The sequence below is a fragment of the Cohaesibacter marisflavi genome (assembly GCF_900115225.1).
GTDB classification, from domain to species: Bacteria; Pseudomonadota; Alphaproteobacteria; order Rhizobiales; family Cohaesibacteraceae; genus Cohaesibacter; species Cohaesibacter marisflavi.
On sequence record NZ_FOVR01000001.1, the window covers coordinates 507,135 to 531,121 of the forward strand.

25 protein-coding genes and 1 tRNA gene are annotated in these 23,987 nt (G+C 52.4%); 22 read left to right on the forward strand and 4 right to left on the reverse strand.

What is annotated here, in order from left to right:
- The 6 genes from BM258_RS02255 (at position 1) to BM258_RS02280 (ending at position 8,306) form a co-directional block, all read left to right on the forward strand.
- On the forward strand, positions 1-351 hold the full coding sequence (locus tag BM258_RS02255; protein ID WP_090068397.1) for a hypothetical protein: 351 nt from the start codon (positions 1-3) through the stop codon (positions 349-351).
- Positions 352-510: 159 nt separating this feature from the next.
- Positions 511-2,394, forward strand: a complete 1,884-nt coding sequence (locus BM258_RS02260) for a phage tail tape measure protein (RefSeq protein ID WP_090068399.1) — start codon at positions 511-513, stop codon at positions 2,392-2,394.
- Between the two features lie 12 nt (positions 2,395-2,406).
- Positions 2,407-3,036 (forward strand): DUF2460 domain-containing protein, encoded by a 630-nt coding sequence (locus BM258_RS02265; protein ID WP_090068401.1) that lies wholly within the window; start codon positions 2,407-2,409, stop codon positions 3,034-3,036.
- A complete protein-coding gene (locus BM258_RS02270; RefSeq protein WP_090068404.1) occupies positions 3,033-3,932 on the forward strand; it encodes a DUF2163 domain-containing protein in 900 nt (299 codons plus the stop codon). Before BM258_RS02265 ends, BM258_RS02270 begins: the two co-directional genes overlap by 4 nt.
- Positions 3,919-4,359, forward strand: coding sequence for an NlpC/P60 family protein (locus BM258_RS02275; protein WP_090068406.1), 441 nt, complete (start codon positions 3,919-3,921; stop codon positions 4,357-4,359). Before BM258_RS02270 ends, BM258_RS02275 begins: the two co-directional genes overlap by 14 nt.
- A gap of 2 nt (positions 4,360-4,361) precedes the next feature.
- Complete coding sequence (locus BM258_RS02280; protein ID WP_175527882.1) at positions 4,362-8,306, forward strand: baseplate multidomain protein megatron; 3,945 nt, start codon at positions 4,362-4,364, stop codon at positions 8,304-8,306.
- A 178-nt stretch (positions 8,307-8,484) separates the two neighbouring features.
- On the opposite strand, the gene BM258_RS02285 is transcribed toward BM258_RS02280, so the two are convergent.
- Positions 8,485-8,904: a hypothetical protein gene (locus BM258_RS02285; protein ID WP_090068410.1), complete on the reverse strand. Its 420-nt coding sequence runs from the start codon at positions 8,902-8,904 to the stop codon at positions 8,485-8,487.
- Positions 8,905-9,392: 488 nt separating this feature from the next.
- Between BM258_RS02285 and BM258_RS02290 the strand changes: the two genes are divergently transcribed.
- Positions 9,393-9,869, forward strand: coding sequence for a hypothetical protein (locus tag BM258_RS02290; protein ID WP_139229185.1), 477 nt, complete (start codon positions 9,393-9,395; stop codon positions 9,867-9,869).
- An 87-nt stretch (positions 9,870-9,956) separates the two neighbouring features.
- Here the strand turns inward: BM258_RS02290 and BM258_RS02295 are convergent, their stop codons facing one another.
- On the reverse strand, positions 9,957-11,159 hold the full coding sequence (locus BM258_RS02295; RefSeq protein ID WP_090068414.1) for a TIR domain-containing protein: 1,203 nt from the start codon (positions 11,157-11,159) through the stop codon (positions 9,957-9,959).
- Between the two features lie 359 nt (positions 11,160-11,518).
- Between BM258_RS02295 and BM258_RS02300 the strand changes: the two genes are divergently transcribed.
- On the forward strand, positions 11,519-12,112 hold the full coding sequence (locus BM258_RS02300; RefSeq protein ID WP_090068416.1) for a hypothetical protein: 594 nt from the start codon (positions 11,519-11,521) through the stop codon (positions 12,110-12,112).
- Here the strand turns inward: BM258_RS02300 and BM258_RS02305 are convergent.
- Positions 12,090-12,785, reverse strand: coding sequence for a biosynthetic peptidoglycan transglycosylase (locus BM258_RS02305; protein ID WP_090068418.1), 696 nt, complete (start codon positions 12,783-12,785; stop codon positions 12,090-12,092). The two genes, BM258_RS02300 and BM258_RS02305, sit on opposite strands and share 23 nt — an antisense overlap.
- Positions 12,786-13,328: 543 nt before the next feature.
- Here BM258_RS02305 and BM258_RS02310 point away from each other — a divergent pair.
- From BM258_RS02310 to BM258_RS02345, 8 genes are all read left to right on the forward strand, one after another.
- A complete protein-coding gene (locus tag BM258_RS02310) occupies positions 13,329-14,315 on the forward strand; it encodes a DUF2793 domain-containing protein (RefSeq protein WP_090068420.1) in 987 nt (328 codons plus the stop codon).
- An 8-nt stretch (positions 14,316-14,323) separates the two neighbouring features.
- Positions 14,324-14,671, forward strand: coding sequence for a hypothetical protein (locus BM258_RS02315; protein ID WP_090068422.1), 348 nt, complete (start codon positions 14,324-14,326; stop codon positions 14,669-14,671).
- Positions 14,655-15,080, forward strand: coding sequence for a hypothetical protein (locus BM258_RS02320; protein WP_090068424.1), 426 nt, complete (start codon positions 14,655-14,657; stop codon positions 15,078-15,080). The genes BM258_RS02315 and BM258_RS02320 overlap by 17 nt, the downstream gene beginning before the upstream one ends.
- A 74-nt stretch (positions 15,081-15,154) precedes the next feature.
- A complete protein-coding gene (locus BM258_RS02325; RefSeq protein ID WP_139229186.1) occupies positions 15,155-15,904 on the forward strand; it encodes an NlpC/P60 family protein in 750 nt (249 codons plus the stop codon).
- A gap of 76 nt (positions 15,905-15,980) precedes the next feature.
- Positions 15,981-16,460, forward strand: a complete 480-nt coding sequence (locus tag BM258_RS02330) for a hypothetical protein (protein ID WP_090068426.1) — start codon at positions 15,981-15,983, stop codon at positions 16,458-16,460.
- Positions 16,461-16,478: 18 nt separating this feature from the next.
- On the forward strand, positions 16,479-16,700 hold the full coding sequence (locus BM258_RS02335; RefSeq protein ID WP_090068428.1) for a hypothetical protein: 222 nt from the start codon (positions 16,479-16,481) through the stop codon (positions 16,698-16,700).
- On the forward strand, positions 16,660-16,938 hold the full coding sequence (locus BM258_RS02340; protein ID WP_139229187.1) for a hypothetical protein: 279 nt from the start codon (positions 16,660-16,662) through the stop codon (positions 16,936-16,938). The genes BM258_RS02335 and BM258_RS02340 overlap by 41 nt, the downstream gene beginning before the upstream one ends.
- Complete coding sequence (locus BM258_RS02345; protein ID WP_090068432.1) at positions 16,922-17,113, forward strand: hypothetical protein; 192 nt, start codon at positions 16,922-16,924, stop codon at positions 17,111-17,113. Before BM258_RS02340 ends, BM258_RS02345 begins: the two co-directional genes overlap by 17 nt.
- Before the next feature lie 113 nt (positions 17,114-17,226).
- Here BM258_RS02345 and BM258_RS02350 read toward each other — a convergent pair.
- Positions 17,227-17,300, reverse strand: a tRNA-Gln gene (locus BM258_RS02350).
- Between the two features lie 742 nt (positions 17,301-18,042).
- Here BM258_RS02350 and BM258_RS02355 point away from each other — a divergent pair.
- The 6 genes from BM258_RS02355 to BM258_RS02380 all read left to right on the forward strand — a co-directional run bounded on the left by BM258_RS02355 (position 18,043) and on the right by BM258_RS02380 (position 23,934).
- A complete protein-coding gene (locus tag BM258_RS02355; RefSeq protein WP_090068434.1) occupies positions 18,043-19,584 on the forward strand; it encodes a Ppx/GppA phosphatase family protein in 1,542 nt (513 codons plus the stop codon).
- Positions 19,585-19,715: 131 nt separating this feature from the next.
- Positions 19,716-20,447, forward strand: a complete 732-nt coding sequence (locus tag BM258_RS02360) for an RlmE family RNA methyltransferase (RefSeq protein WP_090068954.1) — start codon at positions 19,716-19,718, stop codon at positions 20,445-20,447.
- A gap of 7 nt (positions 20,448-20,454) precedes the next feature.
- Positions 20,455-20,967, forward strand: a complete 513-nt coding sequence (locus tag BM258_RS02365) for a GNAT family N-acetyltransferase (protein ID WP_175527883.1) — start codon at positions 20,455-20,457, stop codon at positions 20,965-20,967.
- A 380-nt stretch (positions 20,968-21,347) separates the two neighbouring features.
- The gene (gene hemH / locus BM258_RS02370; RefSeq protein ID WP_090068438.1) at positions 21,348-22,382 is read left to right on the forward strand and encodes a ferrochelatase; all 1,035 of its coding nucleotides are present in this window, start codon (positions 21,348-21,350) and stop codon (positions 22,380-22,382) included.
- 226 nt (positions 22,383-22,608) lie between these two features.
- Entirely contained in the window at positions 22,609-23,595 is a 987-nt protein-coding gene (locus tag BM258_RS02375) for a DUF2793 domain-containing protein (protein ID WP_090068440.1), read from the forward strand.
- A gap of 9 nt (positions 23,596-23,604) precedes the next feature.
- Positions 23,605-23,934, forward strand: a complete 330-nt coding sequence (locus BM258_RS02380) for a hypothetical protein (RefSeq protein WP_090068443.1) — start codon at positions 23,605-23,607, stop codon at positions 23,932-23,934.
- Positions 23,935-23,987 lie beyond the last annotated feature (53 nt).

The following is a 23,987-nucleotide window of genomic DNA, read 5'->3' on the forward strand; positions in this document are numbered from 1 at the left end:
ATGCAAATCAATGAATTGACTGGTGAGGTTTCCGTTACTCTGGGCGGGAAAGACTTCACGCTTCAAGCCACCCTGCCAAGGGTGGCCGCTCTTATGGCTGAACTTCAGATTTCAGGCCTTAAACAGCTCCATTTCATGGCGGCGGTGCATGATCCGCGTTTGACTTATGCGGGCATCAAATGCCTTGCCGGACCAGACAGCAAGGGCGCGGCGGACGGGTTGCTATTTGGCGCGACCAGTGAAGAGGCGGACGCGGCAATCGTGGCCGCTTTGGCGGCGGGTATGCCCGAGGCAAAAAGCCAGCCGGGAAAGCCGGGAGGGGAAGCGACCGCATCCCCTTCAGACGCATAAAGCAGGTTGCTTTTGCCTATCTTGGATGGAGCCCTAGCGAGTTCAATCAAGCAACCTTGCGCGATTATGCCGACGCGATAGAGGGTTTTAACCAGCGGTATGGCGAGCCAGAAAAACCAACCATGTCCAAGGAACGGTTCGCAGAATTGAGGGCGCGATATGGCGGAAACTGATCTTGAAAAACTGGTCTTGCGGATTGAGGCGAACACCACCCAATTCAACAAGGCCTTGAAGAAAATCGAGAAGAACACCGCGTCCAGCATGGGCCGAAGTGAAAAAAGCGTTCTTAAATTCACTTCGCGCCTTGGCGGTTTGGGCAAGGCTGCAAAGGGGGCCGTTTCTGCTGTTGGTGGTCTGGCTGGCATTGCTGTCGGCGGTGGGCTGGCTGGCATTGGGGCAACGATCAAATCAACCACAAGTCAAATTGTTGATCTTGCCTCTGAGGCAAAACGGGCCGGTGTGAGCTTTGAAGCCTTTCAGGAGTTGGACTATGCAGCGGGCAAAAACAAGGTCAGCATTGATGCTTTGACCGATGGCCTTAAAGAAATGCAATTGCGGGCTGACGAATTCATATCAACGGGGGCAGGATCGAGCGCAGAAGCCTTTCAGCGGCTTGGATATGACGCCAAGGAACTCAAACAACGGCTAAAAGAGCCTGACAAGCTCTTTGAAGACATTATCGGACGCCTGCAACAGCTTGATAGGGCGGCGCAAATCCGCGTGTCTGACGAGATCTTTGGCGGCACTGGCGGCGAACAATTTGTTCAAATGCTCGGGGATGGCGTTGAAGGCTTGCGCAAAGCACGCAAAGAGGCGCGCGATCTTGGCTTGGTGATGAATGATGAGCTGGTTGATAAGGCCAAAGAGATTGACCGGCAATTCCAGACCATCACCACCCGCATTGGAACCGGCCTGAAATCGGCGGTGGTTGAGGTTGCAAGCGAGCTGTCCAACCTGATCGGGCGTTTTCTGGAGCTTGAGAACGCCATGCCCGATGCATCAAGCCAAGCGCGGGGCGCGACTGCAGCCAGACGCGCACGGCGTGGTACGGTTCAAGGGCGGACATTTGCCGAAATTTTCGGGTCTGATGATGAAACGAATTATGCAAGCGGGGCGGCTGGCCGAAGACAACGGCGCAATGCACAGCGAACAAGCATCCAAACAGCGTCAGCGACAAGCACGCCAAGTGATCTGGTTGAAACGATACCGTCAACAGCGTTCAACGTGCCGGGCTCTGGCGGTGGTTCCGGGTCTGGCGGCAATGCCGATCAGCAAGCCGATAAGGTGCAAAAGGTCATTCTAGCCCTTGAGCAACAGGCGCAACAGCTCGGGCGCACGTCCGATGAGCAGGAACTCTATAACGCCTTGGCAAAGGCGGGTGTGAGCCTTCAGAGTGAAGAGGGGCAGGCTATCGCGGCGGCTGTTAATGGCCTTCAGGCAAAGCGTGTGGCGATGCAAGAGGCAATCAGCACCTCAAGGGCCATGCAGCTTGAGACCGAACAGATTGCGCAGAGTTTCGACTATCTGGGGCAATCGGGCGTTGATACGCTCTTGGACATTGTAAGCGGGGCGTCTTCTGCTGAGGATGCAATGCGCTCCTTTGCCTTGCAGATCGCCAACGCGGCGGCGCAAGCAGCGCTCTTTGGCTCCGGGCCTATGGCGTCTTTCATGTCTGCCTTGACGGGAACATCTGGCGGCGCATTGACCGGGCTTTTCACCTCTCTTGCGGGGTCCATTACTTCAAGCGGATCTGCGCTTGATCTGTCTTCCCTTGTGACCGGTGGGCGCGCTGGCGGCGGGATTGTGTTGCCTGGTCATCTCTATGAAGTGAACGAAACAGGGCAAGAGCTGTTTTCGCCAAACGTGGCCGGACGGATTGAACCAAATCGCCCCTTTGGCTCGGCGCATGATGGCGCGGGCAGTCAAGGCGACACGCACAATTGGTATATTTCCACGCCTGACGCTCAAAGCTTCAAACAGTCCAAAGGCCAGATAGCCGCGAACATGGCGCGCCTTGTGGCACAGGGCGGACGCAATCAATAGGGGCTTTCAGACATGGCGGCATTTTTGGAAATTGTCTTTCCGGTCAAAATCGGACTTGGCGCAACGGGCGGACCACAGCGCAAAACGCAAGTGGTGCAAAGCGGATCGGGCAAGGAAGAACGCAATCAGCAATGGGCCAATTCCCGGCGCTCTTGGGATGTCGGCACCGGCATCCGCGATATATACGAGGCCGAACAAGTGCTTTCTTTCTTCGAGGATGTGCGCGGGCGGCTTTCCGGCTTTCTCTTTTGCGACCCGTTTGATTTGCGCTCTTGCGCCATTCTGGGCAACCCGAGCGCGACGGATCAGGCGATAGGCACAGGCGACGGGGCAACAACTGCCTTTCAGCTTACCAAGACTTACGGCAGCGCAAATCCATACATGCGCAAAATCAGCAAACCGAAACAGGATTCCGTTTTGGTGGCTGTTGATGGCGTGGCGCTCGATGCGGCTGATTTCAGCGTTGATCACACAACCGGTCTTGTCACCTTGGCGGACCCGCCAGCGGTGGACGCGGCTGTTACGGCTGGCTTTGAATTTTATGTGCCGGTGCGCTTTGACACAGATGATCTATCCATCGCTTGGGAAAATAACGCGCTTATCTCTGTTCCTTCCATTCCCGTTCTGGAGCTGATTTTATGAAGACTTTGCCCGATGGCATGCAAGCCCATCTTGATAGCGGGGCCACAACGCTTTGTTGGTGCTGGAAACTGACCAGAAGCGATGGGGCAATCTATGGCTTTACTGATCATGATTGCGATCTGGTTTTTGACGGTGTGACCTATTCGGCGGACAGCGGTTTTACAGCAACCGAGCTGCAATCAAGCCTTGGGCTCTCGGTTGATAATGTGGATGTTGAAGGCGCGCTTTCTGCTGATTTCATCACTGAGGAAGACATTGCGGCGGGGCTCTATGATGGGGCAGGGGTTGAGGTCTGGCGGGTCAACTGGATGGATCTTGCCCAACGCCTTTTGATGCGCTCGGGCAATCTTGGCGAGATCACGCGCGGGGATACCTATTTCAGTACGGAAGTGCGCGGGCTGGCAGCTGTACTACAGCAAAAGCAAGGGCGTGTTTATCAGGCCGCTTGTGATGCCACCTTGGGGGATGAGCGGTGCGGGCTGGATGTTTCAAACGGGGCCTATTCGGTTGATGTGGTAGTAACCGGACAGACAGGCGGGCAAGTGCTCCAGATTTCCGGGGCTGATGCCTATGAGGCCAATTGGTTTGACCGGGGCACTCTGACCTTTACCAGTGGCGAGAATGACGGGATCAGCTACGCGCTGCAAAGCCATGTGGTGACAAGCGGTATTGTCTCTGTTGGCGTCTGGTCACCTTTCCTCAAGAGCGTTGCTGTGGGTGACACGATCACCCTTGTTGCTGGCTGTGACAAGCATTTTGCGACCTGCGTCAAGAAATTTGACAACGGGGCGAATTTTCGCGGATGCCCGCACATGCCGGGCAATGACTTTGTGACCACCTATCCAAGCCCTGACAGTGACGATTTATCCGGTGAGCATCGCTATGACCAATATTAAACGAGACCAGATCATAGAATGCGCGCGGGGCTGGCTGGGCACGCCTTACCACCATCAAGCCAGCGTCAAGGGCGTTGGCTGTGATTGCCTTGGATTGGTGCGGGGTGTTTGGCGCGGGCTTTACGGCTTTGAGGCTGCAAATATTCCGGCCTATTCGCCAGATTGGGGCGATGCCACCAATGCAGAAAGCTTGCTATCTGCGGGGCGAACCTATTTGCAGGAAATCGCCCTTGATGAGATGGGGCCGGGGGATGTGTTTGCGATCCGTTGGCGCGGGGCTAAGAGCGCCAAACATCTCGGCATCCTGACCGGTGAAACGCGATTTATCCACGCCTATGAAAAATGTGGTGTTGTCGAGGTGAGCTTATCCCCTCACTGGCGGCGGATGATTGCCGCTGCTTTCCGCTTTCCCAATCTGGAGGTTTGAACATGTCAACACTGGTTTTGTCAAAGGTCGGCACGGTGCTTGGCGGGGCCTTGTTGGGGCCAATCGGGGCAATGATCGGCGGCACGATTGGCGCGCTTGGTGGGGCCGTTATCGACAATATGCTTTTGGCCGGTGGCAAGGATACCCACACGCAAGGGCCGCGTCTTGATAGCCTGGAGGTGACCAGCTCGACAGAAGGCACCGCGATCAACAGAGCTTACGGGCGGGCGCGCATTGGCGGACAAGTGATCTGGGCAACCACCTTGGAAGAGGTCGCCACCACCACCAAACAGGGCGGCAAGGGCGGCGGGGCAAAAGCCAAGACAACCAGTTACACATATTACGCAAATTTTGCGGTTGGCATTTGCGAAGGGCCGGGGGTCTATCTCAACCGGATCTTTGCGGATGGGACAGAAATCGACATGTCAAAAATTGACTTTCGCTTTTACGATGGCAGCGAAAGCCAAGAACCTGACAGCCTGATTGAAAGCGTGGAAGGCGACGGGCTGGCGCCTGCCTATCGCGGGCTTTGCTATATTGTCTTTGACCGGCTGGAGCTGACCGACTACGGAAGCCGCATTCCGCAATTCACCTTTGAAATTATCCGGCCAGCACCGACACGCCAGCTTGAGAGCGCCATTTGTGGGGTCAATCTCATTCCGGGGTCAACCGAATTTGGCTATGAGCCGGATGTGATGCTCAAGCAAGAGCTGTCATCAAGTGGCGCGGTGATCGGGCAAGAATACGAAAATGTGCATCAGAAACAGGGCGCGTCTGATTTGTCCGTTTCTCTTGATCAACTTGCAACCGTGATGCCGAATATCAAAAGCGTTTGCCTTGTGGTGGCTTGGTTTTTTGATGATTTGCGCTGTGGTGGCTGCAGCATCCGGCCAAAAGTGGAAATCAGCACCAAGGCAACATCGCCCTATAACTGGCAGGTTGCGGGCCTGACGCGAGACACAGCGCTTTTAATCACGCAAATGACTGATGATGATGGCAATGATTATCCCGTTTATGGGGGCACGCCTTCAGACAAAGCTGTCATTCATGCCATTACCGAGCTGAAAGCGCGCGGCTATGATGTCATGCTTTACCCGTTCATTATGGGCGATATCCCGCAAGGCAACGGCCTTGCCGATCCTTGGGGCGGGGAAGAGCAAGCCACCTTCCCATGGCGTGGCCGGATCACTTGCCACCCGGCAGCAGGGCAGACCGGAAGCCCGGACCAGACCAGCACGGCGGGCGATCAGGTGAGCGCCTTTCTAGGCTCGGCGGCTGTGGCTGATTTTTCCATTTCAGATGAAACAATCGCCTATACCGGCGCGGATGAGTGGAGCTATCGGCGCTTTGTTCTGCATCTGGCCAATCTGGCCAAAGCGGCGGACGGTGTGGCGTCAATCTGCATCGGTTCGGAAATGGTCGGGCTAACCACGGTGCGCGATGAAGCCACAAGCTATCCCTTTGTAACCGGCCTTAAAGCCTTGGCTGTTGATGTGCGGGCGATCCTTGGGGAAACGGTAAAAATCGGCTATGCGGCGGACTGGTCAGAATATCACAGCCACAGGCCGGGGGATGGCTCGGGCGATGTGATTTTCAACATGGACCCGCTGTGGTCTGATGATGATATTGATTTCATTGGAATTGATAATTATTTCCCTCTGTCTGATTGGCGGCGGGGCAGGGACCATCTTGATTATGATCAGGACGCGGGGCATGTGACGCCATACAGCCTTGATTATCTCAAGGCCAACATCGAGGGCGGGGAATATTATGATTTCTACTATGCGGACGATGCGGCGCGTGTGGCGCAAGAGCGTACAGCGATCAGCGACGGGACGCATGGGGAAGACTGGATTTACCGCCAGAAAGATTTAAAAAACTGGTGGCTCAATAGCCATTATAACAGGCCGGGCGGTGTGCGTGATAGCGCGGCAACAGGCTGGACGCCAGAAAGTAAACCAATCTGGTTTACCGAGTTGGGATGCCCGGCGCTTGATCTGGGCAGCAATCAGCCCAATGTGTTTTTTGATCCCAAATCCAGTGAGAGCGCCTTGCCCTATTTTTCCAGCGGCGCGCGCGATGATGTGCAACAGCACAGCCATTTAAGGGCAACGCTCGACTATTGGGCCGATGATGCCAACAATCCGGCCTCAAGCCTTTATGACGGTTCCATGATCGATATGGACGCTGTGCATGTGTGGAGCTGGGACGCGCGTCCATTCCCCTCCTGGCCATTGGATGGGGCAAGCTGGGCGGATGCGGACAACTGGCAATATGGGCATTGGCTATCTTCTCGGGTGGGCATGGTCTACATGCCCGACCTGATGCGTCATATCTCCGAGGAATACGGCTTTACCGCCTATGATTTTGATGCGGCTTATGGGGCCTGCGATGGCTATGTGATCGATAGCACCATGAGCTTACGCAGTGCTTGGCAACCTCTGGAACTGGCTTTCGGCTTTGACTTGATCGAAACGGGCGGCATCATCAAGGCGGTTTCCCGAAAGGCCATTCCCCTTTGTGCGGATGTTGATCAAGAGCGCTTACAGGATACGAACGGCGAGAGCGGTGGCGAGCTGGTCACGCTCACACGGGCGCAAGAAAGTGAACTCGCACGCGGCGTGCGCATTACCTATCTCAATGCGAACAAGGCTTACAATTCCGGCACAGTGACCGCTTGGAATAATTTTACAGGCGCAACGAATGTGTCTGAAAGTCAGCTTGCTATTGTCATGGATGAGGACAGGGCGCAAGGCGTGGCTGAGTATCTTTTGCAAGATGCTTGGGCCGCGCGGGAAACCGGACAATTTGCGCTTATGCCTTCCCTGCTGGCCTTGGAACCGGGCGACGTTCTGGAAGTGACCACGCAAAAGGGTGCGCGGGAATTGCGCTTGACCGATGTAAAGGACGGGGAAGGGCGCACATGTGAGGCAAGCGGATTTATTGATGCCGGCTTGTCTGTTTCCGGTGCGCGCTATTCCTTGCGTTTCAGTCGGGCCAGCGCGGGACTTTCGCGCATTTTGGCGCGCTTTATGGATTTGCCGTTGCTCCAGCCGGATAATGACCCGAATGCGGGCTATGTGGCTCTTTCTGCCAAGCGTTGGCCGGGGGCGGGGCTGGTGTTGCGCTCGACCAATGAAAGCAGTTGGCAAACGAATATTGAATTTACCCATTCGGCCATCATTGGCGAAACCCTAAACGCCTTGGACAAAGGGCCGCTTTATGTCTTTGACCGGGGCAATGCGCTGGAAATCGAGATTTATAGTGGCTCGTTGCTGTCTGTCTCTGAAGAGGAATTATTCTCTGGCAGCAACGCCTTTGCCATCGAAACAAGTGCGGGCGTTTGGGAAATCATCCAAGCGCAAACTGTGGAGCTGATCGGCTCAAAACGTTATCGCCTGACGGACCTTTTGCGCGGGCAGCTCGGCACAGAAAACGCTATGCTGGAAAGTGTCGCGGCCGGGGCGGCGCTGGTCTATCTTGATCAGGGCGTTGCGCAAGCAGACATGGGCCTATCTGATATCGGCATTAGCTATTATTGGCGCTATGGACCGGAAGGCGAAACGGTTGGCTCGGATCTCTTCACAACCGAGCAACACGCCTTTAGCGGGCGGGCGCTCAAGCCCTATGCGCCAGTGCATGCCCGATGGGCAAGCGATGAGGCGGGCGATCATACCATTACCTGGATCAGACGGACGCGGCTGGATGGCGACGGGTGGGAGCTTTATCAAGTGCCTCTGGGGGAAGAGCTGGAGGCCTATGAAGTCGATATCATAAGCGGCGGCGATGTGGTGCGCACCATCGAGACGAGCACGCCAGAAGCCAGCTATAGCGCCACACAAAGACAGACCGATCTAGGCAGCGCAACGGCTGGCTATGAGGTGGCAATCTATCAAATCAGTCAAACAATAGGGCGCGGGGATGCGCTGAAGGTGGGGTGGGGGTGATTGTGCGTCTGGGCTTGGCAACTTTTAGCTAAAATGAAGGAGCACTGGCACACGCAATAAAAGGTGACCGGTAATCGAGACCGATAGGCGACATTCGACTGTTCTGGGGTGGCTCTGACGAGCTTGCCAAAAGCAGCTGTTCGCACGAGACGCAGCATTGGTCTCTCATTAAACCGCTTTAAGATGAAACAGCCTTGTCAGAGACAATGCGCTCCAGAGCGTTATATGCGTCCTGAGCAACATCGACCCTAAGATGGCATTTGGCTGAAGAAGTAACGTCAACGGGAGGGCTGATGTCTGCAAGCTTTAAGACCTGCCTGAGATGGGGGCCGGATAGAGGAATATAATCGAATTGCTCTCCAGAAAATCGATTATATATGCGGCCAATAAACCACTTGCTCCGCCTCTTTGCTTGTTTTGCTGAAAACAATCGAAAATGAAGAACCCCTAAGAGTTCCTGATCATCCAAGGGGGCGGCATCAGCAGCTTTGCTAAATGCTGAGAATGCAGGCGACATTCCCGCTGTTACCGCGTCTGAGAAACCCCGAGACGTCGCGCTCTGCTCTTCACTGATCCGAATGATCGGTTGCGTATTCATTGCACTGCCCAGAACCAATGAAATCCATATTCACCAAACAGCGAATAATACAACAATCAGGACAACCCATGGGATTAGTCCCAACCATCCTGCCATAGTCGCGTCACACAAATATCGGCTGTTTTTTGAGCTCTTGAAGCCAAGCCAATTATATCTCTTTTCTTCAGACGATATTGGTTCGACAGAAATGTAGCCAAATGACACAATGGGCAGCAGAATTCTCGCAGTTGAGTATCCAACGGCTTCAAGTAGAACATCATAAACAAACATAGGAACTCTCCTGCTTGCTGGGACGATACACCAATAGAGGTTATTTGAAAATGGTGCATCCGACTGGGATCAACAAACGGGGCCAACAGATTCGGTCCGAAGCAGTCCTCGGTCGTTCTATAGCCTGTTGTATAGCAGAACGCGCGATTGGACATTCGTTGACCGCCCAAGGACGGAGTTACAGAGTTCGACACAGCTATGTGTGAGTATGGAGATCAATGATGAAACTAGAAGAGTACTATAGACCTCGCTTGTCCGAGGCTGGCTACGATCTTTTGGCTGTTTTCAGCAGGTTTGAATACGCACTGAAGAAGGGCGGGTTTCGCCGAGAAAACTACCCTGACGCAGCCTGGCCAACATTTGCAAACCGTCTTCCCGATCCGTTTTTTCAAAAGATGCGAGAGGCTTCGGAAGCCCAAATCTTTTTTGAAGCGCCGCCAGATCATCTCGTAACCACGGCTGACGGGGGTGTAGCCTGGTCAGGAGCACCAATTACACCAAACGACGCGGCCAGCCTCTTTAAAAGCATCAAGACTGCACGCAACAACCTGTTTCATGGGGATAAGAAACACGACAACGACCGAGATACCCGGCTAATGAAAGCGGCATTGTTTGTGCTGAACGAAGCCTACCAAGAAGCGGAAGTAAATGAAGGGTTTGATAGTTTTGTAAGCGCCATGGAGTTTGGTCTTTAGCATATCGGCCCTATCCTGCCGTTCGATTGATCAGGGGGGGGGCTCCGACGCGTTTCCCGAAAGCTGCCGTAAAAGCTCAAAGCTACTTTAGTCGTTGGAGGTCCGTTGTAAGAAGACTACCCCTTGTTGATCGTCAGGGAGCCCCACTGACCCAAAATCCCCTATTTCCAAGCTAGTTTCAGAAAATGAGATATTAGATCGGTAAATGCTAAACATCGAAGAGCGATCATCACGAGGTCGATTGTTTCGCACCTCACATCTTTCGAAAGAAACATCACTCTTTTTTATTATAAACGCATCAAAGCAGAAATTGTCATAAAACTCTACTTCTACCAATTTCAAAGAAGATGTCTCTATCGCTCTAAATACGCCATATGAGCACTTGTAGATATCGCAGTTCTGAAATCGAACGAATTGGCTATTCTCAATTTCAAAACCATAGGTTCCACATCCGAAGATTTTGCAATTATCGACACATATTGAAGAGCAATGCTTGAAGTTTAACACAGCACCTTTACACTCCCCTCCCTTCGGCCAGTGACCAAGGGCTGTGCCTTCTATTGTGACACCATGGCAATCTTCAAAACTCATCGTAGTTGCATAGGTGGGTTCAACGGTTATACGAGCATCACTGCTTCCCTTAATTGTTAGATTGTTTACGCCTCTAAATACCAGTTCCTCTCCGTCGAACACCTCTCGAGCAAACACGTGATGATTATCAGGAACTTCAATCCCAGAAAGAGAAAAGCTCCTTCGAACGTAGATACTTGTATTTGAGCCTATGCAACTCAGGAACTCATCTGCCGAATAGACGTCTACTTTACGATGATCAATCGCTCCTACCTCTCGCCCTTCGAGCGACGAGATATGGGTGACTAGCTCAGAGAAGTTGGCCTGAAAGCAGTCTATGTACTGATACTGAGCAAACGAAATGCCATCAACACGAGTTTTCGGTATTTGGCATTCCTCAATTCTCACCGGCAATACAAACGTTTTTCCAGCAGGAACAAGCGCCAGCCTTGCTAGCGCTTGCCGAAATTCTGATTGTACATATCCGACTTTCTGCACAGAGATTTCAGAGAACAAAGGTAAAAAGTATTTTGATGTTCGGATAACATCGCGAAGCCGGTCTTCCCACAATTCCCCTGGCTTCAGTCCTTCAAGTTTGTACGGAGAAGGAGGTTTGTCCATCCACGGACTTAATCCTGCCTCGCGCAACCTTCGATACAAAGCTTGTGCTTGTAGCAAGTCTTCACTTGCGTATGATATAAAGCAAATTGGGTCTGTCATAGTATCCAATACAATATCAAATTATTAGAACTTGCAATTGCATTACGTCGCACATACTTCAAAAAATAACAACCAAAAGAGTTGCGGATATGCCGCCTCTAAAACTCGAAATAATCAGCTTTTTAATACCCAATTTGGACACGAAGCGAATTAGTGCGTCGCAGCATTTGTTAAAGCAGCTCTTTCAGCATAGAGATTGGAATTCGCTGCCCAAAGCCGGGATTCGCCAGAGATGACTTTCAAGAATCCTGCGTCCCCATTCCTAACATTCGATTAAAGCAGGACATATTGAAAAGATATGTGACGGAGTATGGTGGATGTGTTAGGCTGGAGCAGCTCAAAAGATAAAGAGAAAATCAATGGCGAGTATAATAAGCACTATTACTATTGCTGTTATTGGGGTTTTCCTGACTGCATGGTTTAATCACATTCATTGGTTAAACAAAAATAGAGAAGAAATAAGAATTAGAGAAACTATTGAAGCAACTTCTTTAGTTAGAGATATTGCAAATATCTTTGACAAAAGAATTGTTACTCAGAGGCTAATGCTGAGAAATATATTTTTGGAAAACAGGGAGGTTATGCTAGAAGAATACAAAAAATCTCTGAGAGAATATAGCGAAAGATATAACGAAGTTAGATTTAGACTGCGATATTTTTCAAGTTACAGTTATGTGATAGACTTTGAAAGAGAGCTAAACGACAAAATTGTTGAAAATTCATACGAAATTGAGCATATATTAAAGTACGGTAGACCAAAAAAACTAAAATTTTCAGAATTAAACGAGCAATTAAATATTATTTCAGTAAGAGTGTATGAGTACTGCGCGCTGTTAACTTCAGATATTTCTTCTGAAAATATTGGTGTCTTAAAAAAAATAAATGATTGGAAGGATCCAAATAACAAGTATATAAGTTCTTTGTTTTTAATTAAAAGACTTCTTTCTTTGTAAGACGAAGAGATGCAAGATAGTCCATTCTTTTGTGAACCCGGCTTGTCCACCAAGGATTGGAAGATTGGAATAATTGAAGAATTTCTTCTGGACTTGAAAATACATCGCGATCACTTACCGAGTAATATATATTGGGAGGCAACGGGTAGGGCAAAAGACTCGCAATAAAAGCACTTTGTTCAGGCGTGAGGTTGGAGGGGGCCGTATCAAATAGAAATTTTGAAGCTTTAATGATACCGTGCATGTTTGGCCCAAAATATGCAGAATTTATGTAAGCAAGTAGTATTTCCTCTTTTGAACGATGTAAATTTATAATAGCCGCAAAAATTATTTCGCGAATTTTTCGAGATACAGTTCTTTCCCTTCGTCCTGTGCAGGTTCTAACCAATAGTTGCTCTATGGTGCTGGTTCCGCCGAATTTTCCATAAGTAATGTATCGTTTTAGGCCTCGAGGTAGAGAGCGTAGTTCAAATCCTAGATGCAGAAAATACCGCCGATCTTCGAGAAGAAGGATATCATGGATTTGTTCTGGTATGATTTTATCTTCTTCGGAAAGAAAAAAAGAAGAATCTACAGAATAATATTGATCAATCCAATTTAATAGTTCATCAAGGTCAACATTAAGACGAATCAGTAACTTTTTAAGGCTTAAATTATTTCGCGTTTTGGTCATTTTTCAAAATCAAACTTCGTTAAATATTCTACACCTGTCAAAGAACATTAGGCTTATCAAAACCACCCTTCCTAATTGTTTCCCTTGAAGGTATTCATGATATCACGCAAATCTTATGTTGTTGCACATATTTGAGCAAACACTATTGAGCTCTGTTGTAAAAAAGTCGCAAGGAATTTCATTAAAACACGTTGGGCGAAATGGTCCCGAAAAACAAGACAAAGCACAAACGTCGGCTATGAAATGATGTTGGTTTTGACATTAGCGGTAGCACAATTAGGAAACAAATTTACCATTTGAGGCCAAGTAAATTTGCAACAGAGTCCGATTGGCCGCTTCCGCCTGCGGCATTAGAGATCTCGCACCAGCGTAAGATAATCGCTTTCCGCCCCTTTTGCAAAACAACCTTCTGAAGGCTCGAATTTCTACTCATATCGAAAGCTCGCATGCAGTCAGATCGTGATCTCTCTTAACTCTCACTTTTCAACCACCACAATCCATCCCTTACCCTCGTGTTGATCGAAACCAACTGAGGGTCTTTTCATGTCGGCTACAGCGCTCTTGGCTTTGCCCTATATTGCAGCCAATCAGAATCAGAAACACGTGACCCATAATGAAGCCTTGCGGATGTTGGATGCGCTTGTGCAGCTATCCGTATTGGATCGCGATTTGACAGCGCCACCCGATACGCCAAGCGATGGCGCGCGTTATATCGTGGCTGATGGGGCAACTGATGCATGGGCCGGATGGGATGGCAGCGTTGCCGCTTATCAAGATGGGGCGTGGGTTGAATTTGTGCCTTTGCCGGGGTGGCTGGCCTGGGTATCCGATGAAAGCAAACTCCTTTGCTATGATGGGGCTGACTGGGTTGATTTCCTTTCTGCTGGCCTTGGTACGGCTTTGGGGAACGGCTCTTTTGACAAGATCGGGGTGAACGCCTCGGCAGACGCAACCAACCGCCTAGCGCTTTCCTCGGCGGCTAGTCTTTTCAATCACGCTGGAAACGGCCATCAAATCAAGGTCAATAAAGCGGCGGGGGCTGACACAAACAGCCTGTTGTTCCAAACCAATTGGTCTGGCCGCGCTGAAATGGGCTGCGCGGGCAATGATGATTGGTCCATCAAAGTGAGCGCGGACGGGACAAGCTGGCTTACGGCTCTTTCTATCGATAGCGCAACCGGCCTTTTGAAAGGCCTTAATTGGGTTGGTGATGTTGTCGACGGTGGGCTAGGGGCTGTCATTGAAAGCGGAAGTAACGCAAACGGAACCTATGTTCGTTTTGCTGATGGATTGCAAATCTGCACGTCTTTGGTGACGTCCAGTGACAGCACTTATGTCATTTGGACCTATCCGGCTGAATTCTATGGTGCGGCTGAAAATGTGATGATGACAGCGCGGGGCTTGACGCCTTATCACGCGCAGCCCAACGGCTCGGGCTCAACGGCAACCATTGCCGTGAATTGTTGGGATCTGAGTGGCACGCGCGTTGAAACTGACATTACCGTTTTTGCAATTGGGCGTTGGAAATAGAGGCTATCATGCAAATCAATCTCATCCCACAAAGGCGCGATGATGCGCTTGAATTGTCTTTTGCCGATGATGTGTTGACCATCAACGAGGATGCTCTGGACTTGTCGAGCATTCCAGCCGGGGCAACCTTGCCGATCGATGCGGTGGATTGTAAATGGCTGACCTCGGATATCGAGCGCGACGCGGACGGGGTGCTTTCCCTCTCTCTCATTTTGCCGCTTGGCTTCATTCCCGACCCGACAACAGACGAAGCAAAAGCGGTGCTCTATCCCGATCCTTTGGAGGTGACCGAAGAGGGCGCAATCACATTACCAAGCTATGAAGCAACGGGGGCAACAGATGACAATAACGGTTGATCTAAGCCAGCTTGTCACGGCTGAAACCAAGGCCAGCACGGCGCTTGAAGCGGCAAAGGCCAAAGCCCTTGCCACGGTGACCGACCAAATCAGCGCCGCGCGGGGCGTGCTGATGACTGACTTGATTGGTCAAGAGATGATCTATCTGGCCAAAGAGCAAGAGGCGAAAGACTGGCAGGCCTCGGAGTCGCCAGACCTTGCCGATTTTCCGCTTATGTTTGCTGAGGTGGGCATAACCGCCAGCACGGCGGATGAGCTGGCCACGGTTTGGCTCACGATGGCCAACCAATGGCGACAAACGGCGGCAAGCCTTGAAGCGATCCGGCTTAAATCAAAAAGCGATATCAAAAGCGCGGCGAGCGCTGAAGCGGTGCAAAGTGTGGTTGATGCCATCGAGTGGCCTGCTTAAGCGAGCCTGAGAAATCAACCAAGCCAAACCGGCCTTTACCCTCGGATTGATCAAATTCAACCGAGGGTATTTTTATGTCTAAAAAGGAAATCAAGGCCATCCAGAAGGCACTCAAGGCAAAGGGCTTTTATAGCGGTGCAATCGACGGATTGTGCGGGCGGCTGACCAACCGGGCAATCATCGCTTTTAAGAAGTCAATTGGCTATCGGGCGCGCGCTTATGTGGGGCCGCTCACAAAAGCCGCTCTGTTTGACGGGCGCGTCGACATGGTGACTGCAGGCCGGACCAAACGAGAAAAGGCCATTGCGGCGCTGGATGAACCAAAGTGGCTTCAGGTGGCGCGATCCTATCTGGGCTTGCGCGAATATAAGGGCAACCGGCATAACCCGAAAATTCTGGAATGGTGGCTTAAAATCCGTATGCCGTTCACCGATGATGAGACGCCATGGTGTGCGGGCTTTGTTGGCGGGGTGCTGGAAGAATGCGGGATCCGCTCGACCAGATCGGCGGGCGCTCGCTCTTACCTCTGGCAGAATTGGGGCTTGCGGCTGAGTGGGCCTTGTGTGGGCGCTGTGGTGGTGTTCTGGCGGGGAAGCAAGACAGGCTCAAAGGGGCATGTTGGCTTTGTGGTCGGACGTGATCAGCATGGCAATCTGATGGTGATCGGCGGCAACCAGGGGGACGCGGTGACAATCCGGCCATTCTCGACAGACCGCGTCTTGTCCTATCATTGGCCTGAAGATGATATCCCATATAGTGGGGGCGGCTTTGATAGCTTGCCGCTTGTCAACTCGGATGGAACGCTTTCAACCAACGAAGCGTAAGAAGATATCAACGGGGCGGGAAGCCGTGAGACTCTTTGTGGGAAGGTTTTTACAACTCACAAAAGGAGCAAGTTTCATGACTTCCCGACTTTCATTTTTTCCAGCCCTTGCCATTGGCCTTGCCTTGGCTTGCATGTGCGCGGCACCGGCCAGCGCGGCAACTATCGACTTTTCCCCTCTCACCTCCCTTGCAAATGATGTCATGCAGACTGTTGTCAGCCTGTTGGCCTCTGTGATCGTCGGCGGGGCTGCGTGGGCGGCAAAACGCTGGTTTGGCCTACAGGTGGACGCCAAACAGCGCGAAAGCCTGCACGGGGCCATTGAGCGCGGTATAAGCAGCGCCCTTGATGCCGCTCTTAAAAGGCTGGATGGCAAAACCACCCTTGAAATTGACAATGAGGTGATCGCGCAAGTCGCAAACTATGTGGTCAAGCTGAGCCCTGACGCGGTGAAATACTTCAAGCTGACACCGGACAAGCTGGCCGATCTGATCACGGCGAAACTCGGTGAGCGTTTCTTGCTCGATGCGGACATTGTCGCGCAGCCAAGCGCATAATCAGGGAGGGCTGGCGGCATGTGGGAATGGATCATAGGCGCGTTGCTTGGCTTTCTGGGTGAGCTTTTGCGCTCACTCTATGCCGACTATACCGCCAGCCAATCCAACGAAGAGATTGGCCAGCTCAAAGAGCAAAAGGCCAATCTTGAAAAGCAACTCATTATCAGCAAACAGGCGCAAGCCATAAGGGACAAGGTGAATGCGGAAACTGACCTTAACGTTCTTATTGACGGGCTTTAGCCTGTTGCTGGCGGGCTGTGCTTCGCAGACCATCACGATAGACAGCCTGTGCGAAGCAAAGGCCGTGCCTGTCTCGCCAGAAATCAAGGAGCAATTGCGCGCCTGGCTAACGCCTGAAGGCAAACTCAAAGCCGATGCACCCAAGGGCGCGGCGGCATTCCTTAAAAGCCTGCGGGCGAATAATGACCTTATCAAAAGCAATTGCAGCAAAGGGGCAGGTGATGACGACCGAGATTAAAGATTTGGTCTATATCGGGGGAATCGTTGTGGCCGTTGCGGGCTCTCACTTCATGCTACGCGCCCGCGTCATGGTTCTGGAAGAACGCATCAAGGGCTATTCCGAGGCCATGAAACGCATTTTCGAAAGCCTGAGCCGCATCGAGGAAAAGCTAGACGGAAAAGCGGATAAGTGAGGGAGGTAGGTGCAAAAAAGGTGTGCCGACTTTTGTGCGGAAGATATGCGCGGTCTGTTCTTCCCGTTCCGCTTTTTCCGGTAACTTACTCTATTGAATTATCAGAGAAATTTTGGCTGGGGATCCTGGACTCGAACCAGGACCGACGGAGTCAGAGTCCGCTGTTCTACCATTAAACTAATCCCCAGTACAATCAATGGCTTGCGCCAAAGCTTTAAAGAAGCGGTAGAACGTTGTTTTCAAACGTTGTGCGGGGTTTCTATCCCCCTCGTGGGCGGGCGTCAAGAGGGGTTTTTGAAAAAGATGTGACAGTGGACTGTTTTTGCTTTTTTCCCACAGGAGCTTCTATCTTGCCTCCAGCAAATAGGGCCAACGGCAAAATCATCACCACCCGTAAAAAGCGCAGGGAATGCGCAATAAGAGCGATTTGTGAAATGCAATTCGTGGCTTGCCCTTTGGCTTCAGACTGCTAGACTAGAGGGGACAACATAATTGAATCACAAGCTGCGCGCCGTGACTTGTCCTCATGATTGCAGCGCAGCAGGAGACAGATATTGGCACAAGATGGTGGCGAGCCCCCAAACGGGGGTCGTGCATCTGCTGGCCTTAGACGTGTGCATAGAGGGAAGAGTGGATCTGAACGCAACAGATCCGCATCAGCCGGGGAAAAAAACACGGTACCTGTCGGTATAGCTGGTGACGGGCCTGAGACATCAGGCAAAGCCCGTTCATCGCATAATACTGAGCAACAGGAGCACTCTGCTCATAGACAGGCAGAGGGCTCCAATGGTCAGCAGCAAAAGCGAAAAAGGCGTCGCTCACGCTCCCGCAAGAAAAGAGACAATGCTTCGGGAGCAGTGGGGGCGCAGGAGCGCCAGAATACGCAGCCAGTGGCAAAACACTCTCATGGAACGGATGAAACCCGTTCCATGCAAGGGGAAACTGCGCCTGGAGTTTCATCTGATAAAGGGAATGCTTCAGGTAAGCAGACCGGTCGTTCGCAATCCGATGGGGATCAGGGCGAAAGCGGTCAGGTCCAATCGTCCGGTCAACCCAATCAGGGACGTAAATCCTCTCGGCGCAGAAAGCGTGGAGGCCGTGGGCATGATGCCGTAAGGGCTCCCAATATGGCGGCGCAGCGCAGCGAGGCACATTCCAGTGCGGTTCCTGTTCATGGCAACAAGGCGACAGGCCAGCCTTCTGGCGTCAACAAGGCCGATGGGGCAAAGAAAGACGGCAGTGGGTCAAAAGCTGCAAGTGCTGTGCCTCGCCCAGCGCCGAAATCCCAAACAAGACCGCAGCCGTCGACGCATGTTCGCGCGCACCTTGCCTCTGGTGGTGAGCCTTATGCCGCTTTGGATCTTGGAACCAACAACTGCCGTTTGCTCGTAGCCGAACCTTATGGCCAAAGCTTTCGCGTTGTGGACGCCTTCTCGCGCATCGTGCGCCTCGGGGAAGGTCTGTCCCAATCCGGCCGTCTGAGCGAAGATGCGCAGGACAGGGCCATCGCAGCCTTGAAGGTGTGTCAATCCAAACTCAACTACCGATCTGTCAAGCGCTTCCGTCTGATAGCGACAGAAGCTTGTCGGCGGGCGACGAACGGAGGAGCCTTCCTTAATCGTGTCCACCGTGAAACGGGGTTGCGGTTGGAGATTGTGGATCGGGAAACAGAGGCGCGTCTGGCTGTTTCCGGCTGCGCATCACTGGTCCATCCCGAAGCCGATGGCGTTGTGCTGTTTGATATCGGAGGAGGATCGTCTGAAATCGTCTGGTTGGATCTAGATCCGCTTTCAGAAGAGGGCACCGTGCATCCTGGCGAAAAGCGCAATCGACAGACGCGCCGCGCCATGCGGCATCTGTCTGAGCGCATACGCTGCTGGGCTTCGCTTCAGGTTGGCGTTGTCACCCTGTCGGAGAAACATGGCGGCAAGGTCGTTACCCGCGCCCATTTTGAAACCATGGTGGAAGAAGTGCGCGGCATGCTGGGTGATTTCGAAGAGCGTGATGCTCTTGCGAAGGCCATCGAGACCAAGCATATCCATATGCTCGGCACTTCGGGCACGGTAACTACGCTTGCCGGCGTGCATCTGGGGCTCGAGCGCTATGATCGCAGGCAGGTTGACGGCACTTGGCTGACAGCAACCGAATTGCGGGATATGATTGGGCGCGTACTTGATATGAATTTTCAGGAGCGGATGAATAACCCGTGCATTGGTGCCGATCGGGCCGATCTGGTGTTGGCAGGCTGCGCCATTCTTGAAGCCTTTCATAGGGAATGGCCCTGCTCGCAACTGCGTGTTGCAGACAGGGGCTTGCGCGAAGGTATTCTGATGGAAATGATGATTGATGATGGCGTCTGGAATCCGCAGTCCAATCAGGCTAGCAAGAAGACATCGGGCAAGAAAAAACGTTCACGCCGCCGGGGCGGCCGTGGCCATCGCGGCGGTCATGGGCGCGCCAAAGCTACGTGAATGCCTTTTTCTGACGACCATAAGCGCCTATATGGGTGCAAGACATAACAGGACGAAACGAATTGAAGCGGCCTCTGGACCCATCCAGATCTGCCGCCTTTTCGAAGAACGCAACAATCGGAGCCTTGACGATGGCTAAAAAATCCGGCGGTGGAGAAGGGCGTGACAGCCGCGGCCACCGCGTTGAGAAGGTAAGGGTTAAATCTGCTCGTGGTCGCAAGAGTTCGTCAACGCGCTGGTTGCAGCGTCAGTTGAACGACCCCTATGTGCAGCGCGCCAAGCTGGAAGGTTTCCGGTCGCGCTCAACTTTCAAATTGATCGAAATGGATGACCGCTTCCAGTTTCTGAAACCGGGCATGCGGGTGGTGGACCTTGGCTGTGCACCGGGTGGCTGGTGCGACATTGCTGCGCGTCGGGTGCAGTCCAACAGCGACAACCCGCTGGTGGTTGGTATCGACTATCTGGGTATGGATCCCTTGCCGGGTGTGACAGTGTTGCTCAAGGACTTTCTGGATGATGACGCTCCGCAGATGCTGATGGATGCGCTGGGTGGGCACAAGCCTGATATTGTCCTTTCTGATATGGCTGCACCAACGACCGGCCACCAGCAGACGGACCATCTACGCACCGTGCATCTGTTTGAAGTTGCAGCCCTATTTGCCAAGGAAAACCTTCGGCCAGGAGGCGTGTTCCTTTCCAAGGTGTTTAAGGGCGGCACCGAGCATGAAATGCTTGCAGAGCTGAAGAAGGACTATCAGTCCATCGCTCATATCAAGCCACCGGCAAGCCGCAAGGAAAGCCCTGAAATGTATGTGTTCGCCAAGGGCTTTCGTGGTCAATCCGCACAGGATGACGAGGACTAGGGCGCCCATGGATGTGGAGATCAAGCCGTTTGCAAAGGAGAAAGGTGATGCATTCCGTACCTTTCTCAAGCAATGCTGGCTTGATACCTACATCAGTGAAGTGGGACGTAGCGCGACAGACGGGCTGATCCGCAGCATGCTGGGAGATGGTGTTCACTCGCTTGTACCCGGACGGGATGAAAAGGCCTATCTTGCCTATACCGGAGCCCGGCTCGTTGGCTCCATCATCTGTGCCCATCGGCATCATTTTCTCTATGTCTGGGGGCTCTATGTGGCTGAAGACATGCAAAGGCGCGGCTTGGGCTGCGGCCTGCTTGATCGCGCCATGATGGGGCTTCACGTTGATACGATTGTCGAAGTGAGCGTGTTGCAGGCGAGCAAAAAGGCGAGAGACTTCTACGACAAGCTTGGTTTTCGTCAGGTGGGTGAAGAGCGCTATGATATGGGAGCGGGCAATCCCGTTCCGTCATTCATTCTACAAGCCCCAGTCGCGCATATCAGGAACCTTGTTGACCGCTAAGGGGCCTCTGGTTTGCAAGTATATGGCGAGGAAAATGAGATTTTTCACTTTTTGAGTGATCCGGTTTCAACGCGGTTGCGTAAGGATAGCATAAGAAAAGTGAACCCAGACTTATAGCTCCGCTTCCCTGTGCTCTCTGTGTCCCCCACACTCCTGAGATCATGGAGGAAGGGGAGCGTATATTTTGAGACCTTTCGACACAGTCCTGCCAGATCAAATTCAGTATTGCGATAATTTCATGTATTTTTACGCATCAGTGGTGCATCTGGCCGGAGGCATTGCTAAAAATGGATACCCGGCGCACGAACCACACGGTGCATTGTGACTTTTTACACCGACGTGCGACCTTTGAAAATCTTGACCGAGATGAGGACCACACCATGAATAAGAATTGGCCCGATAATCACCCCTCTGTTGCGTTCGGCAAAGTCGGCGTCCTGCTTGTAAATCTCGGCACACCCGATGGCACTGATTACAAATCAATGCGTCGATATCTCAAGGAATTTCTCTCCGATCAGCGCGTGATTGAGGAACCAAGATGGAAATGGTGGCCTATTTTGAATGGCATCATTCTGCAGACACGACCGCAAAAGTCGGGCAAGGCTTATGCTTCCATCTGGAACAATGAGAAGAATGAGGGACCATTGCTGACCATCACGCGTAGCCAGAGTGAAAAGTTGGCCGAGCGTTTTGCAGCCTTGACTTTGGCCCGTCCCGTGGAAGTGGATTACGCTATGCGTTATGGCAACCCTTCGATCAAATCAAAGATCACGGCGCTGGCCGAGAAGGGGTGCGAGCGCCTGCTTGTTCTGCCGCTTTATCCGCAATATGCCGCAGCAACGACAGCCACGGTCAATGACGTGGTGTTTGATGTGCTCAAGGAAATGCGCTGGCAACCGGCCCTGCGCACTTTGCCGCCCTATCACGACAACCCCGCCTATATCGAAGCGTTGGCGACCTCGCTCAAGAACAGCCTGTCAAAGCTCGATTTCGAGCCGGAGGTTATTCTGGCTTCCTATCATGGCATTCCACAGCGTTATTTTGACAATGGCGATCCATACCATTGTCATTGCATGAAGACTTCCCGCCTTGTGCGCGAAGCTTTGGGATGGTCCAAGGACTATATGCGCACCACGTTCCAGTCCCGCTTCGGACCGGAGGAGTGGTTGCAGCCTTACACGGACAAGACCGTCGAAAGCCTCGCCCAGTCCGGTGTCAAGCGCATTGCCATCTTCAATCCTGGCTTTTCTGCCGATTGTCTTGAAACACTCGAAGAGATCGATGGCGAAAATCGCGAGATCTTCATGGAGCATGGTGGCGAGCAATTTGCCCATCTGCCGTGCCTGAATGACAGCGAAGAAGGCATGGACATGTTGGCAAGTCTGACGATCAACGAACTTCAGGGCTGGGTTTGAGTTTGCAGGTGGCAAAAGGCGGATAAGTCGAACGGCTTTTATGATGCGTTTGTAGTTTCTGCCTTTCAGCTATATTTGGTCTCAGACTGACAAACAGCAATAATCCGGGCTTTTCCGAAGGTCAGTTCAGGGGGCGGAAAGGCTCACTTTCCGCCTGACCTATTGAACCTATCATCGCTGTGATAAGGGTTGGTACTGTTTATCCATAACAACCAAAGGTAGAGTTATGGAGCAGACAACAAACCTAGCCTTGCCCTATATCGTGGGCAATCAGAACCAGAAGCACATCACCCACAACGAAGCTCTGCGGATGCTGGATGCGCTCGTGCAGCTCTCTGTCGCTGATCGGGATCTCTCGGCACCGCCAGATGCGCCCACCAATGGTGTACGCTATATCGTAGCGGATGGTGCCAGTGATGCATGGACCGGATGGGAGGGCAGCATCGCAGCCTATCTGGATGGGGCGTGGGCCGAACTGCAACCGCTGGCTGGCTGGCTGGCATGGCTCGAGGATGAGAACAGACTGCTCTGCTTTGACGGAGCGTCTTGGTCCGATTTCATCTCTGCTGGCTTAGGCAGTGCCTTGACGAACGGATCTTTCGACAAAATAGGGGTCAACGCCACCGCAGATGCGACAAACAGGCTTGCGCTTTCAGCAGGCGCCAGCCTGTTCAACCATGCTGGAAATGGTCATCAGATCAAGGTCAACAAGGCGGCTGCCAGCGATACAAACAGTTTGCTGTTCCAGACCAACTGGTCCGGACGCGCAGAAATGGGCTGTGCGGGCGATGATGACTGGTCCGTCAAGGTCAGTGCCGATGGCAGCAACTGGACAACGGCATTGCAGGTTGATGCAAGCAACGGGCTGCTGGCTGCTGCCAATTGGGTCGGCAACGTCTCCAATGGAGGGCTGGGGGCGGTCCTTGAAAGCGGTAGCAACGCGAACGGAACCTATGTGCGCTTTGCTGATGGCCTGCAGATTTGCACGTCGCTGGTCACGTCAAGCGATAGCACCTTTATCATCTGGACCTATCCGGCTGAATTTTCAGGCGCTGCGGAAAATGTCATGATGACGGCGCGCGGTCTTACACCCTATCATGCCCAGCCTAACGGATCCGGGTCTGCCTCAACCATTGCGGTGAATTGCTGGGACCTCAATGGCAGTCGCGCCGAAACTGACATCACGGTTTTTGCAATCGGGCGCTGGAGGTAAGGAGCCACCATGAAAATCAACCTTGTACCACAAAGACGCGATGATACGCTGGTCTTGCAATGCGCGGGGGAAGAGCTGACCCTCAATGGGCAGGCTCTGGACCTGTCGATCATTCCTGCGGGCGGAAATCTCCCACTTGATACAGTGGGGTGCGAATGGCTCGCTTCTGATATCACGCGGAATGGAGAAGGCGATCTGGCACTCTCACTCATCCTGCCTCATGGCTATATTGCCGATCCAACCACGCAAGCGGCAAAAGCGGTGCTCTATCCCTCTGCGATCAACGTGACAGAAGAGGGGCCGATCTCACTACCAAGTTATGAGGCGACCGCCTCCTAGCTTTGCTGTGTTCCCCGAACCGACAAAAGAAAAGGCCATCCCGGGCGGAACAA

Bases quoted from the DNA above. Each gene is read 5' to 3' on its own strand.
- BM258_RS02260 (WP_090068399.1), top strand. From the start codon at position 511: ATGGCGGAAACTGATCTTGAAAAACTGGTCTTGCGGATTGAGGCGAAC.
- BM258_RS02375 (WP_090068440.1), top strand. From the start codon at position 22,609: ATGGAGCAGACAACAAACCTAGCCTTGCCCTATATCGTGGGCAATCAG.
- BM258_RS02345 (WP_090068432.1), top strand. From the start codon at position 16,922: ATGACGACCGAGATTAAAGATTTGGTCTATATCGGGGGAATCGTTGTG.
- BM258_RS02310 (WP_090068420.1), top strand. From the start codon at position 13,329: ATGTCGGCTACAGCGCTCTTGGCTTTGCCCTATATTGCAGCCAATCAG.
- BM258_RS02320 (WP_090068424.1), top strand. From the start codon at position 14,655: ATGACAATAACGGTTGATCTAAGCCAGCTTGTCACGGCTGAAACCAAG.
- BM258_RS02305 (WP_090068418.1), bottom strand. From the start codon at position 12,785: ATGACCAAAACGCGAAATAATTTAAGCCTTAAAAAGTTACTGATTCGT.
- BM258_RS02270 (WP_090068404.1), top strand. From the start codon at position 3,033: ATGAAGACTTTGCCCGATGGCATGCAAGCCCATCTTGATAGCGGGGCC.
- BM258_RS02335 (WP_090068428.1), top strand. From the start codon at position 16,479: ATGTGGGAATGGATCATAGGCGCGTTGCTTGGCTTTCTGGGTGAGCTT.
- BM258_RS02330 (WP_090068426.1), top strand. From the start codon at position 15,981: ATGACTTCCCGACTTTCATTTTTTCCAGCCCTTGCCATTGGCCTTGCC.
- BM258_RS02340 (WP_139229187.1), top strand. From the start codon at position 16,660: ATGCGGAAACTGACCTTAACGTTCTTATTGACGGGCTTTAGCCTGTTG.
- BM258_RS02365 (WP_175527883.1), top strand. From the start codon at position 20,455: ATGGATGTGGAGATCAAGCCGTTTGCAAAGGAGAAAGGTGATGCATTC.
- BM258_RS02275 (WP_090068406.1), top strand. From the start codon at position 3,919: ATGACCAATATTAAACGAGACCAGATCATAGAATGCGCGCGGGGCTGG.
- BM258_RS02295 (WP_090068414.1), bottom strand. From the start codon at position 11,159: ATGACAGACCCAATTTGCTTTATATCATACGCAAGTGAAGACTTGCTA.
- BM258_RS02280 (WP_175527882.1), top strand. From the start codon at position 4,362: ATGTCAACACTGGTTTTGTCAAAGGTCGGCACGGTGCTTGGCGGGGCC.
- BM258_RS02265 (WP_090068401.1), top strand. From the start codon at position 2,407: ATGGCGGCATTTTTGGAAATTGTCTTTCCGGTCAAAATCGGACTTGGC.
- BM258_RS02380 (WP_090068443.1), top strand. From the start codon at position 23,605: ATGAAAATCAACCTTGTACCACAAAGACGCGATGATACGCTGGTCTTG.
- BM258_RS02355 (WP_090068434.1), top strand. From the start codon at position 18,043: ATGCAAGGGGAAACTGCGCCTGGAGTTTCATCTGATAAAGGGAATGCT.
- BM258_RS02285 (WP_090068410.1), bottom strand. From the start codon at position 8,904: ATGAATACGCAACCGATCATTCGGATCAGTGAAGAGCAGAGCGCGACG.
- BM258_RS02300 (WP_090068416.1), top strand. From the start codon at position 11,519: ATGGCGAGTATAATAAGCACTATTACTATTGCTGTTATTGGGGTTTTC.
- BM258_RS02325 (WP_139229186.1), top strand. From the start codon at position 15,155: ATGTCTAAAAAGGAAATCAAGGCCATCCAGAAGGCACTCAAGGCAAAG.
- BM258_RS02360 (WP_090068954.1), top strand. From the start codon at position 19,716: ATGGCTAAAAAATCCGGCGGTGGAGAAGGGCGTGACAGCCGCGGCCAC.
- hemH (WP_090068438.1), top strand. From the start codon at position 21,348: ATGAATAAGAATTGGCCCGATAATCACCCCTCTGTTGCGTTCGGCAAA.
- BM258_RS02255 (WP_090068397.1), top strand. From the start codon at position 1: ATGCAAATCAATGAATTGACTGGTGAGGTTTCCGTTACTCTGGGCGGG.
- BM258_RS02315 (WP_090068422.1), top strand. From the start codon at position 14,324: ATGCAAATCAATCTCATCCCACAAAGGCGCGATGATGCGCTTGAATTG.
- BM258_RS02290 (WP_139229185.1), top strand. From the start codon at position 9,393: ATGATGAAACTAGAAGAGTACTATAGACCTCGCTTGTCCGAGGCTGGC.